Raw genomic sequence first — 15034 nt, 5'->3', positions numbered from 1 at the left:
CTAATTCCTGATCACAACGCCTCTTCCCCTCTTGCTCCGTTTTCGCTCTATGGCTTCAATATGGCTTGCCGCCAATGCTGCTGCCCAGAACCTATCTGCGTGTCCATGCTCATTTTGTTTAGAGTCATACAGGAATCCGCGTGCTCCTGCTTTACGCTTTATGGAATGGATATCAGCAATCAGCATCGGGTCGTTTGGTATCGTGATCGTGCCATCTTCAAATAGCTTTTTAAGGTTGAGCGCCATGCTCTCCTTCTGCGTTGCGGTGAAATGCACTCCCATAACACGTTGGCGGTACTTCTTTACCATCCCTTCCGCCAAGTCCATCCCGAGACCGGTTCTGTCAATGCGAAGCTGGGAGAGCGGCTTGCTGTCCATAAACGACCACAGGTGCATACGCTGTTCATCAAATGATGCTTTTGCAAGGACATCCATCACGGCAAGCTCATAGCGTTTATCATGCAGTGCAAGCGCGGCAAGGGCGGAGCGGTGCGCGCTTCGTCCGATGTCGTACCCTCCAAAGAGTACTTCGTCCGGGCTTGGGGTGTAATAGTGCAGCATCGGATCGACGCAGCTCTTGATAAGCCCGATAGAGAAGAGGGCGCTCTCATCGTCGATAAACTGGCACTCGTACGCGCTTGCCCATGTGTCGGCATCAAAGAGCGCACGCATTGTCTCAAGGTCAAACTCCAATCCGTCTTTCATCGCGCGGTAGATATCGATGCGGAAGCGGGTGAACATGAAATATTTGGCCTCGTCCACGCACAGGTCGTGGAAGAGTGAATTTTCCTCAAACGGCGTAGAGAGGATGGTAAACCTCCCTTTGACCGCACCAATCGAAGGAACAAATGCATGCCAAATCTTCTTAGGGTTCTGGTACCAGGCAAACTCGTCCATCCAGATATCACCCGTGAACCCCTGGACGGTACGGAAGTTGTTTGCCATGGCCTTAATAATCGCGCCGTTGGCGAGACGTTTTTCATTCTCCTTATCCACAATGAAGAATATGCCCATTTTCCCCGCCCAATGCTCCACATAGCGCATCAAGATCAACGCCTGCTCTTCTGATGCGGAAAGGAAGAGCTGGTTGCGGCCTGCCACCGCCGCGATGAGAGCGTCAAGCGCGGCGACATAAGAGAATCCGATCTGCCGTGACTTGATCACCAGTCTGAACTGATCTTGGCATGAGAGGAACCCGTGCTGATATAGGTACAGCTCTCCGAAATCACCATTCAGTGCGCGTCGCAAAAGCTCACCGGCCTCCTCGTGGTCGGTGATGTCGGCGATGACCGGTTTGTTTAGTGTGAGATTGATGCTCTTGGTACGCTTTTCTTCAGAACGCTCAAGGCGTGAAAGTGAGGCGGTGAGCATGGCGATCTTGCGCGAGACCGCTTCTGTCTGTTTGCGCTTGGCAAGCAAGGAAAGCTGCTTCTTGATGCTTTTGATCGTCTCTTCAGGATCATCGCCTTTCTCCTTTCTCTTTCGTATCCACGAGTAGATGGTGCCCCTGTTTACTCCTTCTTCTACGGCTACTTCATCGACTGGTATACCTGCGTCAACCAGTGCAAGGATGCGAGTCTTGAGCTCTTTTTTGATGGCCATCTATTTACCCCACCCAAGGACGTTTTTGGCTTCTGCAGGGGTAAGGATACCCGTTTGAACCAGCCCACTTACAAGATCTGCGTCATCCTTGAATGCAGTCGCATCAAACGGTCTAAGCTCCAGCTCGATGCCATGCTCTGCAAAGAACTCCTCCACCAGCTCCATTTTCGGCTGGATTGAGGTCTGGTTGAACATATGCAGCTGGCTGACAAGCTCACCTCCACCTCCAAGCGCATTTGGGTCTACCACACCGACGAGCCTTGGGGGTACGCCATGCGCGGCGATGATCTCGTCGCGTCCTACTTTTTTAAGCTTCTCAAAGCTCATATCTTCTACTTTGCCTATCTCTTCGATGCGGATAGCCGGTTTGTTTTCACCGTTGCCCTGCCCGGTGGTCAGGATAAGTGTTTTATGGGCATTGTCATAACCTTTGAAGTTGGTCCTCATGTATTCTGTGATGGCTTCAAGCTGCTCATCACTTGGATCGCTGTCTTCGAAGATAATAGCAAGATCCGGCTTTCCTCCGTTATCGAAGAACTTCGTGTTGTACCGGTCCGCTTTGTAAAGGGTGACGATTTGGTTGATCGCTTCGATATAGTCAGGCTCACCGTAAAAGTCTGAGAGGATCGTGTCATACATGAAGTGGCCGCCTTCAAGCGAGACATGCTCAGTACTGCTTCGCTGGTAGATATGATGTTCCCTGTCCACCCTTGCAGTATAGCTATTGAGATGATAGAGGCAGAAGTTGCTTTGTGTACCTGCTCTCTCAAAAAAGGCAGAACCGTATGTCTCTGCATTGAGCATGAACTTATAGAGGAACCGCTTCGGTGTCATACCGAATGGAAGAAACTTGTCCATATTTGTTTTTTCTATCTGCGAGAGCAGCAGGGCTTTGAGCTTGATGGAACGTTTATGGTAGGTGTTGTATGCATAAAGTGCGCGCAATACATCATAGTTTAGATACGGTTCTACGATCCGTCCGTTAAGATTTAACGAATCCTCACCAAGTGGACGCTGTCTGCTTTCGGTTGAACTTTTTACAACCAGCTTTTTACCATGCATGAAGACCTCTTTTTGACGACATAATAGACCATAAAAATGTGCAAAACAATCCATATGCCGCTGTAGATATTGAGGGACGCATCATTGCATGGATATCCATATTTTCAGGCTTTGTTTTTTGGTCTATACTGCGCTTATCCATTCAAAAAAGGAGCGAAACGACATGAAAGGAGCAGTTTGTGCCAAACAGATTAACGGACATCAATGTCACGCATATATCGCTTGTTAAAGCAGGTGCGAACGGAAAAGTCTTTATCTACAAATCAGCCGCAGACCATGGCGGATATGAACATACGATAGAGATCAGGAAAACAGATGAGGAGCAGGGGATCGTCTATGGGATCGTCTATTCCCCGGGACAGGTTGACACCCAAGGTGATTTTGCCGAGGCGGGTGATATCAAAAAGGCGGCATACGGTTTCATGAAGTCGCTCAATGCCAAAAACGTAGACGTAGACCATAGCTTCCAGAACGAAGATGCCTACGTAGCGGAGAGCTGGCTGACAAAATCAGGGGATCCTATCTTCCCGGACGAGCCGGAAGGTTCATGGGCAGTGGCGATCCAGCTTGAGAGCGATGAGCTCAAAGAGATGGCAAAAAGCGGCGATCTTGCCGGTCTGTCCATGGCAGGAACGGCACAAAAGACAGAGGTAAAAAAGGCCGATGGGGACACTCCCATCAAAAGGCTGTTTTCGGCATTTGCAGACGCTGTGGGAGAAGTATGGTTCGACTTCGGCGGACGCATCGCAAAAAGTAAAGAAGAAGGTTTTGATATGAAAAAAGAGGTGGAAAGTCTTGGCGATAGCATCAAGAAGAAGATTAACGCATCGGTGGCAGGCGTAGTGGGTGAGATCGAAAAATCGAATAAAGAACAGGCTGAAAAGATCGAGGCTCTTGAAAAGTCAGCCAAAGAAGCCGGAGAGAAAATGGAGGAGCTCAAGAAAGCCAACGAGGATCTTGGAAAGGTGAACGAGGATCTAAAGAAAGAGAACGAAAAGCTCTCAAGCGATCTCAAAACACAAGGAGAGAAGATCACAGCGCTTGAGAAAAAAGCAGGTGAAGTAGAGGAGACTTTGAAAAAGTCAAACCAGAGAAAAGACATCAAAAAAGATGAAGCTAAAAAAGACAATGAAGGAGTAATGTAATGGAAGAAACGGAAATCTTTTCACTTGACCAGATCCTAAAGGCGGGATCTGTAATCGCGACGGATGTTGCACTGGGAGGAACGCTGACGCCTAAGCAGGGAAGGGCTTTTGCCAATGCGATCAAAGATAATTCAGCACTGCTTAAAGATATTACGGTTGACGTAGCAGGCAAGCTTACAAAGAACCGTACGGCTCTTGAAGGGCTTAGAGGTCAGCTGGCAAGACATATCGCAGGCAAGGCGGTATCCGAAGCCAACCTCAGAAAACTCGGTGTGGTCGGTGCAAAGCTGAACATGGTAAACGGCGTGGTTTACCAGCTAAACCTTACCGATGAAGTATTGGATGACAATCAGGACAATCCTGGATTTGCAGATGAGCAATACAATGCGGCAACCATGGTATTCAGTAATGACCTTGTCTATCTTGGATGGGTCGGCACGGCTGACAATGATTTAGAAACCGCACCGTTCGTAGAGCTTGCAAAGGGATGGCTTACCGTTGCTGCAGAGTCTGAAAGCACTGTGAAAGCAACGTATGCTGCCGTGGCAAATGATGCCTATGCGACAGTAAAAGCCGCACTTCAGTCAGTAGCGGATAATGCTGATGAGGATGTCAGCGACAACCTTACTATCTACCTTTCCAAAAAAGACTATAACGCGTATGTCAGGGGAGTGGCAGGTGAGTTCAGGGCGCTTGAGATCCTTAAGTCTGGAGAGCTTCTTGAGTTTGAGGGGAGAAAGCTAAGCCCTCAGATCGGAATCCCTGAAGGTGTGTATCTTGGTTCTCCGGAGAAGAACCTTGTTATGGGCATCTCAACACAGATCGATCGTAAACGATGGTACAGCAACGAGATCAGCGCTCTTTGCTACAAATTTGTGGTAAGACCTGACTATGAGTTTGATATCCACAAGTACGTGACGATCGTCACAGAAGCAGTAGCTCCATAGTAGGGGGGGGTGAGACATGATAACAACGATAGCTGATGTACGAGAAAGGCTTCCTTTAACGGAGATCGATGATACATTGATCACCCCGCACCTAAAACGGGCAAACCGTGATTTCAGGGGGAAGGTGTTTGAAGCAGATGATGACAACTTCGACGAAATAGAAGCAGTCTCATGTAAGGCTATCTACTATCTGGCTCCCATGCTTTGGCAGAAGATACAGAACAGGGCAAACGAGTATGAGGAGACGCTTCAGACATTCGGTGATCTTGAAGTGTTCCGGCAGTATTGGCTTGACCGCTGCGAATCCATATCCACGGCGGACATGGATACCGGGGAAGTTGACACGGGAGGCATCCGATGTCGTGCTGTGTAGGGTTTGCCCAGACAAAACAGAGGATTGAATCGACGGTAGAAGCGTTTCACCCCGGGGACTATAAGATATTTGTAATCTCCAGGGAAACGACGGCCGATATAACATATAAGATAAGACTGGGTGTGGTAGTCAAGCCTGATGTAGACAAAAACACGTCGATGTTTGAAGAACTCAAAAAGCTCGAGTCAAACACAGGCAATTGCATCAAGGTGATCTCATCAGCGATCAATTTTAAAGATGAGAAGCTGGTAGACCTGTTTTTATTGGATATTGAAGCGGAGGTAAACTGATGGGAATGATGGATTTTAATTTGGGGGATGTCGGCAATCTCTTTACGGACCTTAGGGAAGCGATCACAGGCAAAAAGATCGAAGACCCGCATAAACAGGCGGAGCTTACGCTTAAGCTGGAGATGATCGAATCAGACTTGCGAAAAGCGCAGATGCTGATCAACGAAAAAGAGGCGCAGCATCCGAGCATCTTTGTGGCGGGATGGCGCCCCTTCATCGGGTGGATCGGCGGGGTTGCCTTAGCGTACGTGTATATCATCCAGCCGTTTTTGGTGCTGGTTCTGCATGCAAACAAGATAGAAATTCAAGCCCCGAATCTGGACATCATCAACCTTATGGTCCTTGTAGGGGGAATGCTGGGATTTGGCGGGTATCGAACGATAGAAAAGATCAAAGGAAAACCGGGTGGAGACTGAAGAAGTGATGGTAAAGCTTAGATACGATGTAAAAGACCATGAGAAACGCATCTCCTATGTGGAGCAGCGCATCAATATGCTGCACAAAGACCTGGGCGATCTCAAGGCGGTGCTGGTCAACATCAAGTGGTGGCTGGTGGGCATAGGCACTTTTTATATGGTGCAGGAAGTCGGCGTGGTCGGATTTATAAAAAAAATTGTAGGGCTGTAACACTAAAAAGGAGAACAAGTGGAGCAAAAAAACGCAAAAAGAATAGAAATTTACGATAAAAACGGGAACGCGCTTCAAATCGCTGCGCATCTCAAAGATGCATTTGTCGGCAAAGGCTATACAGCCGCCGAACCAAAACAAAAAAAGGAGAATGAATAATGGGTACCAAATACGTATCTGACAGAAGCGCCATCAAAGTCAAACTGGAAACAACTCCGGGGGTCTATATCGTGCCCGATGCGGTGCTGCCGCTAGAGAAGGGTTCAGGCATCTGGATGCCCAACTACGACAAAGACGAGAGCGACCCCGTTTCATCTCACCACGGAAGCAAAGAGACGACGATCATCACGGCATTTGCCGACGTGCCGGTCTCATCGGCGATGAAGCTGCCGTCAGTCCATACCCTGATCGATGCAGCGCTCCAGGCTTGCGGGTTGACGCCTGTAACAGAAACAGGCTATTTTGCGTATGCTTACGATTCGGCGAACAAAAAAACGCTCTCCCTTTTGCAGATATCTGAGAGAAAAACCACAGCCGCCTACGGGGCGAGGGGGGATTTTTCATTAACGATGGAAGTGGGGAAATCCGCGGAAGTGTCGTTTGACTTTAAGTCACTTTTATCGGCGGTCACACAGCTTTCCGCCGCTGATGCGGACAATGCCGTGCCGGGCACCCCCACATTTGACAAGGTCTATATGACGAAAGACTGTACGGCTTACCTTGTCAACGGCAACAGCGCGCACTTCAAAAAAGTGGTATTTAATTTAGGCGCTGATATAAAAATCCCGAAAGATACATGTGCAGGCGCATGCTACACACAAGATATCAAGCCGGAGCTGCAAGTGTTGATGTCTGTTACGGAAGACAATGAAGATGCGTTTGACGACCTCAAGAGCGGAACACAGTTTAACTTCGTGATCCCGCTCTTTGATGCAAACGGCGTCAAAAAATGGGAGCTTCTCGCGCCAAAATGCGTGGTGATCGAACAAAAAACACCCGACAATGAGGGGCGCCTGGACGCAGACCGTACGTTTGAATGCAGAAAAGTTTCAGGCGATGACAACTTTGAGCTGAGATGCTACACAGCGTAATAAGGAGAAATGATGGCAATCGCGCATGATGCAAAAATCACATTCGACATAGACAATGGAACCAAAATCGAGAGCTTTCCCCTGCGGGTAAGGCTCACGTTGACATCTGAGGATGAGGCGGCGTTTGAACTTTTTCAAAAAGAAAAAGAAAAAGAGTACGAAGAGATACTCGCAGCCAATAACGAGTCCACGCAGATATCAAAAAAGATACAAAGGCTTGCAGAAGACATGGACGATATAGAAGAAGACCTCCTCATGATCGGGGAGGAGGAACCGCAAGAAAAAAAAGAGCTCACGACGGAGAAGAGAAAGATCAGAAAAGAAATACGACAGCTTGAGGACAGGAGAGATGAGATCACAAAGCGCTATCCCACAGACGTTTCCATCAAAGCTGCCAATAATCTCAAAGAGTCCGTTGCGCGATATGTCTTTGATATGCGAGTCATCGCCACAGAAGAGAAAACCAGCTTGCAAAACCGCCTTGAGCAGCTGGGGTTCGGATACAAAGACGTCATGACTGAGATATCAGCCCTCATTCTAAAGGCAAAGAAAAAAAAGTAGATGACGTCATACGCTACGCCAGACAGCTTGTCAACCGTGAGGTGCCGGACATAGACCCGCATAAGGATATAGAGAAGCAGAAATCTTTTTATGAGCGAAAATACGGGCTTGTGTTCCTCGAAGACGAGTGGAGCCTGTGGCATATCCGCGTATGGCTGAACGCAAGAGAACCGTCTTTTGGCGGTGTGACGATAGACAGAGAAACGATATGGAGATATGCAGACAAGTGGGGCATGGACGATATAGAAACACTTGAGATGATCAAGCTGATAGAGAGGGAGGCAAGCAATGGAGAAAGATCTTAAGATCACGCTAAAAGTTGATGCAAAGACCGGAGAGGTTACTGCGGTAAAAAACAGCTTTGAATCGCTTGACCGCTCCGTAACCGGCACAAATAAAAACCTTTCAGACCTCCCAAAAAGGATGGATGACGCAGGAAAAAGCGGCGCGTCCATGGCAGGCAAGCTCCTCGCATTGGGAGGGGTTGCAACTGTTTTCTACGGCATCAAGAAAGCATTTGATTTCGCGGCGGCAAGTTCGTTTGACTACTACAAATCGATGGACGCCTCCACCGCCAAACTCACCGCTATGGTATCGGCAACCAAGGGCTACACTACAGTTTCAGGAAAATATGTTTCCGCACAGCAACGCCAAAAAATGATAGGTGAAGAAGTGGCAAGAACAATGGAAATCCTTAAAACCGCAAATGCCGAAACGGCCATGGGGATGAGTGAACTCGTCGACGTGTACGCGCTTGCAAAGCCTGGGATGGAGCGGCATAACTGGGCGCTGGGAGACCAGATTGAAATCCTCAAGCTTGCGACCAATACCGCATCAAATTTCGGCATGAGCGCCGAAGAACTCAGCACTGGTATCGACGACCTTGCAGACGGAACGTGGGATGTGAGTTCAGGTTTCGGCAAAATGATGAAACAGCTTGGCGTCACCAAAGAAGAGTTTGCAGCAACGGGCGATAAAGTAGCCTACCTCAAAGAGAAGATGAAAGAAACGGGAGCCGCGCAGGACACATTGGCGACCGCAACCTCAAACTTCGGGGTTGCCTGGGATACGATGGCAGGCAAGATAGGCGCGCCGATATTTGACGGGATCAAAGAGCAGATCAAATTCATCACCGCGCAGATGGGTACTGCTTCGCCGCAAGCAATGCAGGTATTCTCAGACGCGCTTGTGGACATGGTCAACGGCGGCATACAGGCGATAGGCACATTGATATCATGGGTATCCAAGCTGATATCAGGGTTCAGGATCGCGATAGCAGGGTATCAGAAGCTTGCAGGAGCGGCCCGCGTATACTGGAACGGTACCCAGGAAGACAACCGGCTGCAGCTCAAAGCCCTAGAGGAAGAGAAAAAACTCAGAAAAGAAACAGGGGAAGGAAGAGGCCTTACGCGTATAAACGCCGACATCAATCAAATCAGGCAAGACATGAAGGATTCTTTGGCGGGCGAAAAGCTTTGGAAAGATGCCGACGCCGATCTTGAAGATATAGCGGAGTTTGATGCGAAAGTGCAAGGCCTTGCGGCCAATATCGAAAAAATCAAGATCAAACGCGGGAGCATCGCCGATCCTATCATAGAAGCCGCTGCGCCTGCCGATGAGCTGCGCAATAAAACCCAAGGCATTGCAGCCGCCGCCGAGGCGAACACAAAAGCCACAAACAAGTCAAGCAAGGCCGCCAAAGAGCATGCCAAAGCCCTTTCAGATGCAGCCAAAGAAGCGGATGAGCTTTGGAGGAAGTACTATGAAATTACAGGACAGGAAGATAAACTCTTCCAGCTTGACGTCGATAAAACCCTCAAAGAGCTGATGCAAAGCGGAATATTTACGGCAGAGCAGATCGGCAAAGCATATGATGGAATGTGGGAAAAATACGATAAAGGAGCTAATGAAGCGATAGAAAAAGGAAAACTGCTCAGAGAAACGCTGCAAGATTCTGCCGCAAATCTTTTATCCGCATACAAAAGCGGCGGCATGGAGGCCTTGGGTGAGCAGATCGGCAATATGATCGTCAATGGGGCTAACGCTATGATCCCTGGGCTGGGGACGGCTATCGAGGCGATAGGTGCGCTGTTCAGCGACGAAGTGACGCAAGCGGAGATCGATGCCGCAAAAGGCAGGGTTGAGTTTGATGACAACTCTCTCGCAAATTTGGGCGACATTTTCGCAGAGGCTCAATACCCGATGCTGGAAGTAACCAATAAAATGTTCAAGCATATCAGAAATATGGACGCAAATTTCTACTCGGTAGCCAGATCTATGAACGCTCAAGCAAGCAGCGGCGGCGTTGACTTGACGGGAGTGAATTTTGTAGACACATATAAGTCCGGGTTTTTGGGGTTCAGCTCAAAATCCGTATCCCTGATCGGCACAGGGTTAAAGTTTGAACTCCAGACGCTTAGCGAACTGATGCAGACAGCAACGATAGACGTGCGCGCCTACACGACGACACTGGTGCAGAAATCGTCTTTTTTCGGGCTCAAGAAAAGCTCGAAGATTTACAACTCATATAAAGACCTGCCAGATAGCGTACTCGATGAGATATCGGACGCTTTCGCCAATGGTTTCGAGACAATTCTTTTGGCGGGCACGACGCTGGGATTGGAGAAAACCAGCCTGGAAGAGGCATTGCTGAGTGCGGAGCTGGATATAGGCAAAGTAGATTTTACAGGCCTAAGCCCGGACGAAGTATCCGACCGTATGAGCCAAATCTTCAGCACAGCGCTGAGCGGTGTCGTAGATGGGATTGAAGCATTTGCCGCGCTGACGGAAAGATATGCGAAAGATGCGGAATATTCTCTAGAAACGCTGATCAGGATAGCGACGGAGTATGACCAGGCGTCTTTTATGTTTGACCTGATCGGAAAGAGCTTTAATGACGGCGTTATGGATGTCACAAGAGTTTGGACGGAAACCTATACCCGTGCGACCGAAGAGTATACGGATATTTTCGGGCGCACGATCGACGCTTCCGTTGCAGATATGTTTAAAAATACGGCTTTTTCTTTCACAAGATGGCTCAAGCCCGTGACAGAGGAGATCACGGAAGTTTTTACCGAAACGTATCAGGAAGCGTATATCGCACAGATGCAGGTGCTGGACATCGTAGACTCCGCGGGAGGGCTTACACCGTTTAACGACGCCATGTCTGCCTTTATGTCAGGCTTCTTCACCGAAGCGGAGCAAATGGAGTTTTTGACAAAGTCCATGGAGATATCGTTCGCAACCCTTGGGCTTACGATGCCTGACCTCACGCAGGGAGCGGAGAGCGCCAAGCAGTCTTTCAGGGATATGCTCTACGGGATCGATACAAACACGGAAGAGGGCGCGTATCTGTTTGGGCAGGTGCTTTTGCTTGCGGACGGTTTTAGCCAGCTCGGCGATGCGATGGAGAGCCTCAACGCAGAGCTCAATAGCCTTAAAGAGTCTTCCCTTAAGATCTTGCTTGATTTTAACACGACAACCGTGCAAAAAGCCATGTACGGCCTTGACACTTACATCAACAATCAAGACTGGACAGGAGCAGGGGATGCCTACAACACGATCGTCGATATGGCAAAAAGCGGCAACATGACGCAAAAAGAGAGGGTATTTATGATCGCGGACGCCAACCAGATGATCCAGCGCGCAGAACCGATCAACCCCAATGCGGGGGTAGAGGCAGAGCTCAGAGCGCTCAGGGATGAGCAAAAGATGTCAAATGAGGTATTTGAAGAACGGTTGAGGGCTATCGAGATGAATACGTATAGCACTTCACGCAACACAGTCCAAGACACAAGAAAGGTCGTATAATGAAGCTGGTCGTCATACCGAGACAAGAGTTTTCTGACACGTATAGCGGCAAAATTGTCAAAGAGGTATATTTCGGCAATGTCATAGCAAACAATGCGGTAACCGAAGAGATCGCTGAATGGGACCCGCTCAAAACAGACTATAAATACTTGGACGAAGTGGTTGTATCGTCTTTACATACGAAATACACTGCAGCAGTCGACAACCCGGTGGGACATCCTTCGCTTTCGTCCGGATGGTTTGGCGAGGGCATCAACGACTATAAGATATCAGACAACCTGTTTACGTCTCAGGCCATATACACGCAAGATGCTATCATCGACTTTGATGTCACTTTTATGACGGACATATTCGGGCAGAATATAGAACATGCCACAAAGGTCACCATCAGCAAAATCAATCCGGACAACTCAACGGGGGACGAGATCGCAACCATAAACCTAATGTATCTTGAATCATACAGCTGCGACACATGCTGCAACCCTGAACCGGTGCAAAAACGGATGTTCCACTGTCAGATCGATGCGGCAGGGTGCATCGAAAATTCATTAATCCGGGTGCACTTTACTAAAGCAGAAACTTCCACTTATATGGCCATAGGCTCTCTTGCCGTGGGCCATGCCTATGATTTGGGATGCATACAATACGGAGCGACTATGGAAACCGTCATTCCCAAAAACATCAGAGAGTTTGAGGATATAAGACAAACAGGCGTGTACCCTGCTAATATCGAAAAAACAATATCCGGGAATGTACGCATTCCGTATAGCAAGATTGACGACATTCAAGATTTGATCCACAGGCACGGTTCTTTTTTGAATTTTTATATTTTTGACGAAAAAGACGCGGTCAAGAGTGGGTTTTTATTGGGGAGGTGCCATAGATTTATGGTTCCCATTAACAGCAGCGACTATGCCTTGATCCCTATCGAGGCGTTCGGGATACAAAACTAAAGGAGAAACAATGGCAGACTGCGAAAACTTAACCCCCTATGAGGGGACGATACCGGGCACACCGGGGCTGTCGACAGTACAGGAAATGGCAGCGTGCAATGGATACAGAGGGTGGTTTTTGACAACCTTCATCCCTTGGCTGCAAAACGCATACCAAAACATATGCGTAGCAGTAGGGCTGGCGGACGGGTTGATTGATACAAGCAAATACGACGGCGAGTACGTCCAGGGCGGCACATATGACAAAGGCCGGAGCGTATCGATAGGGGACATCATATACATATCCAAAATAGACGCAAATACTACGACGCCGCCGAACGAAAATTGGGTGAGGACATCTACTTCCTGGGGAAGCGTCATAGGAAGCATGGCAGAGCAGCAGGACCTCTCTGAGGCGCTGAGCTTGAAGATTGGGAATCTTGCCGACGATGGCTCTCCATCTCTAGGCGGTGTTCTTGACGGGCGGGGGAACTACATCAAAGACGTGTGGTACAACCAAACGGATGATGTTTCTGTCTCAACCGGCACACATACACTATATTTTTCAACAGGCAACAGACAGAAGATAACAGCTGGAGGCAACTTCACATTGGCGTTCGGTGGTGTCTCTGCCAATCAAAACGTTTATGTTATCGAAGCGGTAAACTGGGGGGCATATACGATAACCTTCCCTGCAAACTTAAAAGTTGAAGATGGAACACTTCCTGAATTTACCGTAAGTGGTACTGACCTGATTATAATAGAAGTTGATAAAAACGGAACCTATACTTTATCCGTAATTGCATTAAATACAGGAGTAGTAGCAGTATGATACGATCTCTTTTGATGACTGGCAGAAAGAAAAGAATAGAGTATATAGGAGAAGTTACGCAGGAAATTTATGGTGGCGGCTTATCGGTAGATATTTCATCAATTGATATTTTGGCAGGAGACCTAATCCTTGTTACGAACGCTTTTGGCTACCACACAAGCGGAGCGCATTATGCTTCTGGCTTCACAACAATTGATACGATATACGGAAGTTCGTCTGACCGAAATATAAATATGACGATAGGCTACAAAATAGCAGACGGAAGCGAAACAAGCATCTCTTACAACAGCGCAGTTGTTGATTTGGTAATCGTAAGGGTATACCGAAACGTAGATACAACTAATCCTATAGATGTTCATCTTAAAGCAAACGGGGGCGGAAGCAGTCCAAACCCACCATCTGTAACTCCAAACTATAGAAATTCAATGATTGTGGCAGTTGGGGCGATATATAACAGCATAAGTACAGCCAGCGGTTACTTTACGTCTCCAGATTTGGAAGATTTTACTAGCTTTAGTCAAAAAGATACATTGTATGACGCCGCAATTGCGCAAGGAAATCATAAATTATTATCAGGGACATTTGATCCTCAACCGTTCACTTACGTGGGGAGCATAAGCAATACTTGCTGGGTTGCAGGAACAATTGCACTAAAATGTAAATAAGGACAAATAAATGTACGCAGAAATAACAAACGGAAAAATAACAAAAATAGTAAGAGCTGGCGGAAGCTATAAAAACGTTTCCTTTGGGAAAAATGCAGAAGATCAAGAGTATCTTGATGCAGGACTGTATAAGCTTGTTGAAGAAACTCCTGCGGTAAATGAATTTCAAAACTTCGGTGAAGAAACTCTATCTATTGACGAAGCAGTGAAGACAGTCACGAAGTCAAGAGAAGTTTTAAATAAGTCAAATGATGAGATATACGCAATCAAGATCAAAAATATTAATCGCGAATATGAAACCGCTATCGCACAGCTCATACAAGGAACTCCAGAGAGTGAAAAAAACACATGGAGCAAGCAAGAAGCAGAAGCAAGAGCCTACATTGCAGACCATACTGCATCAACTCCTTTAATAGACGGGATAGCAACAGCAAGAGGCGTGGATAGGGTTTATCTGATAGGTAAAATCATCGAAAAAGCTGATGCCTATACTGTTGCAATAGCGCAACTTACCGGAGCAAGACAGGCAAAAGAAGACCAGCTCAATGCGGGGGGACTATGAGGGAGTTTTTTATATACATTGCTTCACTCATTGTATTTGGAATATACGATCTATTTATGATGCCAAGAGCCGTCTGGAGGAATAGAAAGAATCTGCCGCAATATTTCTACAATACATCCTTAGGAAGAGATCAATACTCCAATGCAAAAAGAGGGGGAAAGGCAGATGAAACGGTTAGCGGCGAGGATGGATACTATCTTCAAAAAGGAAAGCTTGGATGCTGCAAGATGAGAAAATACTTTTGCATGTTGCTTGATGTGGTTTTCAACGAAAAAGATCACTGCATTAAGTCAATAGATAAGCAAGAATGGGACTATATGTAGTGCATTTTTGCAGTAAAAACGAGAACAAAAAAAATGCAGTTCCCATTCTTACTGCAAATTGTTCCCGTTTTTTGTGATTACGTACACTAATAAAAAATTAAAAATCACATTTTGATTTGATATTATTTACACATAAAAGAGTACACCATAAATACAAATTCATATTTTTGATAGAATTTATATTATGTTAACCAATGTTATTTTTATCCGCC

Annotated in this window: 18 protein-coding genes; 16 read left to right on the top strand and 2 right to left on the bottom strand. The window is 47.3% G+C overall.

From position 1 onward, the window contains the following. Positions 1 to 1602: a terminase family protein gene (locus PHY84_RS10765; protein ID WP_299859687.1), complete on the bottom strand. Its 1602-nt coding sequence runs from the start codon at positions 1600 to 1602 to the stop codon at positions 1 to 3. After that, the gene (locus PHY84_RS10760; protein WP_299859685.1) at positions 1603 to 2664 is read right to left on the bottom strand and encodes a phage portal protein; all 1062 of its coding nucleotides are present in this window, start codon (positions 2662 to 2664) and stop codon (positions 1603 to 1605) included. A 179-nt stretch (positions 2665 to 2843) separates the two neighbouring features. Here PHY84_RS10760 and PHY84_RS10755 point away from each other — a divergent pair, with 179 nt between their 5' ends. The 16 genes from PHY84_RS10755 to PHY84_RS10680 are packed head-to-tail and all read left to right on the top strand — an operon-like array spanning position 2844 to position 14822. After that, positions 2844 to 3809 carry an XkdF-like putative serine protease domain-containing protein gene (locus tag PHY84_RS10755; RefSeq protein ID WP_299859683.1) on the top strand — a complete coding sequence of 322 codons (966 nt, stop codon included), beginning with the start codon at positions 2844 to 2846 and terminating at the stop codon, positions 3807 to 3809. Continuing rightward, positions 3809 to 4756, top strand: a complete 948-nt coding sequence (locus tag PHY84_RS10750; RefSeq protein ID WP_299859681.1) for a hypothetical protein — start codon at positions 3809 to 3811, stop codon at positions 4754 to 4756. The genes PHY84_RS10755 and PHY84_RS10750 overlap by 1 nt, the downstream gene beginning before the upstream one ends. 16 nt (positions 4757 to 4772) lie before the next feature. Next, positions 4773 to 5129: a hypothetical protein gene (locus tag PHY84_RS10745; protein WP_299859679.1), complete on the top strand. Its 357-nt coding sequence runs from the start codon at positions 4773 to 4775 to the stop codon at positions 5127 to 5129. Continuing rightward, on the top strand, positions 5114 to 5419 hold the full coding sequence (locus tag PHY84_RS10740) for a hypothetical protein (RefSeq protein ID WP_299859677.1): 306 nt from the start codon (positions 5114 to 5116) through the stop codon (positions 5417 to 5419). Before PHY84_RS10745 ends, PHY84_RS10740 begins: the two co-directional genes overlap by 16 nt. After that, positions 5419 to 5835: a 3TM-type holin gene (locus PHY84_RS10735; RefSeq protein ID WP_299859674.1), complete on the top strand. Its 417-nt coding sequence runs from the start codon at positions 5419 to 5421 to the stop codon at positions 5833 to 5835. Before PHY84_RS10740 ends, PHY84_RS10735 begins: the two co-directional genes overlap by 1 nt. Beyond that, entirely contained in the window at positions 5825 to 6046 is a 222-nt protein-coding gene (locus tag PHY84_RS10730; RefSeq protein WP_299859672.1) for a hypothetical protein, read from the top strand. Before PHY84_RS10735 ends, PHY84_RS10730 begins: the two co-directional genes overlap by 11 nt. An 18-nt stretch (positions 6047 to 6064) precedes the next feature. Continuing rightward, positions 6065 to 6205 (top strand): hypothetical protein, encoded by a 141-nt coding sequence (locus PHY84_RS10725; protein ID WP_299859670.1) that lies wholly within the window; start codon positions 6065 to 6067, stop codon positions 6203 to 6205. Next, entirely contained in the window at positions 6205 to 7137 is a 933-nt protein-coding gene (locus tag PHY84_RS10720) for a hypothetical protein (protein WP_299859668.1), read from the top strand. Before PHY84_RS10725 ends, PHY84_RS10720 begins: the two co-directional genes overlap by 1 nt. A 12-nt stretch (positions 7138 to 7149) precedes the next feature. Next, complete coding sequence (locus PHY84_RS10715; protein WP_299859666.1) at positions 7150 to 7698, top strand: hypothetical protein; 549 nt, start codon at positions 7150 to 7152, stop codon at positions 7696 to 7698. 41 nt (positions 7699 to 7739) lie between these two features. Beyond that, positions 7740 to 8003: a hypothetical protein gene (locus tag PHY84_RS10710; protein ID WP_299859664.1), complete on the top strand. Its 264-nt coding sequence runs from the start codon at positions 7740 to 7742 to the stop codon at positions 8001 to 8003. Then, a complete protein-coding gene (locus PHY84_RS10705; RefSeq protein WP_299859663.1) occupies positions 7987 to 11508 on the top strand; it encodes a hypothetical protein in 3522 nt (1173 codons plus the stop codon). The genes PHY84_RS10710 and PHY84_RS10705 overlap by 17 nt, the downstream gene beginning before the upstream one ends. Further along, positions 11508 to 12461: a hypothetical protein gene (locus PHY84_RS10700; RefSeq protein ID WP_299859661.1), complete on the top strand. Its 954-nt coding sequence runs from the start codon at positions 11508 to 11510 to the stop codon at positions 12459 to 12461. The genes PHY84_RS10705 and PHY84_RS10700 overlap by 1 nt, the downstream gene beginning before the upstream one ends. Before the next feature lie 10 nt (positions 12462 to 12471). Then, a complete protein-coding gene (locus PHY84_RS10695; RefSeq protein WP_299859659.1) occupies positions 12472 to 13272 on the top strand; it encodes a hypothetical protein in 801 nt (266 codons plus the stop codon). Next, positions 13269 to 13937 (top strand): hypothetical protein, encoded by a 669-nt coding sequence (locus PHY84_RS10690; protein WP_299859657.1) that lies wholly within the window; start codon positions 13269 to 13271, stop codon positions 13935 to 13937. The genes PHY84_RS10695 and PHY84_RS10690 overlap by 4 nt, the downstream gene beginning before the upstream one ends. 10 nt (positions 13938 to 13947) lie before the next feature. After that, positions 13948 to 14499, top strand: coding sequence for a hypothetical protein (locus PHY84_RS10685; protein WP_299859655.1), 552 nt, complete (start codon positions 13948 to 13950; stop codon positions 14497 to 14499). Beyond that, a complete protein-coding gene (locus PHY84_RS10680) occupies positions 14496 to 14822 on the top strand; it encodes a hypothetical protein (protein WP_299859654.1) in 327 nt (108 codons plus the stop codon). Before PHY84_RS10685 ends, PHY84_RS10680 begins: the two co-directional genes overlap by 4 nt. Positions 14823 to 15034: the final 212 nt, after the last annotated feature.

Origin of the sequence: Sulfurimonas sp. (genome assembly GCF_028694605.1) — a bacterium.
GTDB lineage: Bacteria > Campylobacterota > Campylobacteria > Campylobacterales > Sulfurimonadaceae > Sulfurimonas.
This window is presented reverse-complemented; position numbering and strand designations above follow the sequence as displayed.

Excerpts from the sequence above, each read along its gene's own strand:
- PHY84_RS10685 (WP_299859655.1), top strand. The coding sequence starts at position 13,948 with ATGTACGCAGAAATAACAAACGGAAAAATAACAAAAATAGTAAGAGCT.
- PHY84_RS10680 (WP_299859654.1), top strand. The coding sequence starts at position 14,496 with ATGAGGGAGTTTTTTATATACATTGCTTCACTCATTGTATTTGGAATA.
- PHY84_RS10695 (WP_299859659.1), top strand. The coding sequence starts at position 12,472 with ATGGCAGACTGCGAAAACTTAACCCCCTATGAGGGGACGATACCGGGC.
- PHY84_RS10745 (WP_299859679.1), top strand. The coding sequence starts at position 4,773 with ATGATAACAACGATAGCTGATGTACGAGAAAGGCTTCCTTTAACGGAG.
- PHY84_RS10690 (WP_299859657.1), top strand. The coding sequence starts at position 13,269 with ATGATACGATCTCTTTTGATGACTGGCAGAAAGAAAAGAATAGAGTAT.
- PHY84_RS10760 (WP_299859685.1), bottom strand. The coding sequence starts at position 2,664 with ATGCATGGTAAAAAGCTGGTTGTAAAAAGTTCAACCGAAAGCAGACAG.
- PHY84_RS10750 (WP_299859681.1), top strand. The coding sequence starts at position 3,809 with ATGGAAGAAACGGAAATCTTTTCACTTGACCAGATCCTAAAGGCGGGA.
- PHY84_RS10720 (WP_299859668.1), top strand. The coding sequence starts at position 6,205 with ATGGGTACCAAATACGTATCTGACAGAAGCGCCATCAAAGTCAAACTG.
- PHY84_RS10700 (WP_299859661.1), top strand. The coding sequence starts at position 11,508 with ATGAAGCTGGTCGTCATACCGAGACAAGAGTTTTCTGACACGTATAGC.
- PHY84_RS10715 (WP_299859666.1), top strand. The coding sequence starts at position 7,150 with ATGGCAATCGCGCATGATGCAAAAATCACATTCGACATAGACAATGGA.
- PHY84_RS10735 (WP_299859674.1), top strand. The coding sequence starts at position 5,419 with ATGGGAATGATGGATTTTAATTTGGGGGATGTCGGCAATCTCTTTACG.
- PHY84_RS10740 (WP_299859677.1), top strand. The coding sequence starts at position 5,114 with ATGTCGTGCTGTGTAGGGTTTGCCCAGACAAAACAGAGGATTGAATCG.
- PHY84_RS10765 (WP_299859687.1), bottom strand. The coding sequence starts at position 1,602 with ATGGCCATCAAAAAAGAGCTCAAGACTCGCATCCTTGCACTGGTTGAC.
- PHY84_RS10705 (WP_299859663.1), top strand. The coding sequence starts at position 7,987 with ATGGAGAAAGATCTTAAGATCACGCTAAAAGTTGATGCAAAGACCGGA.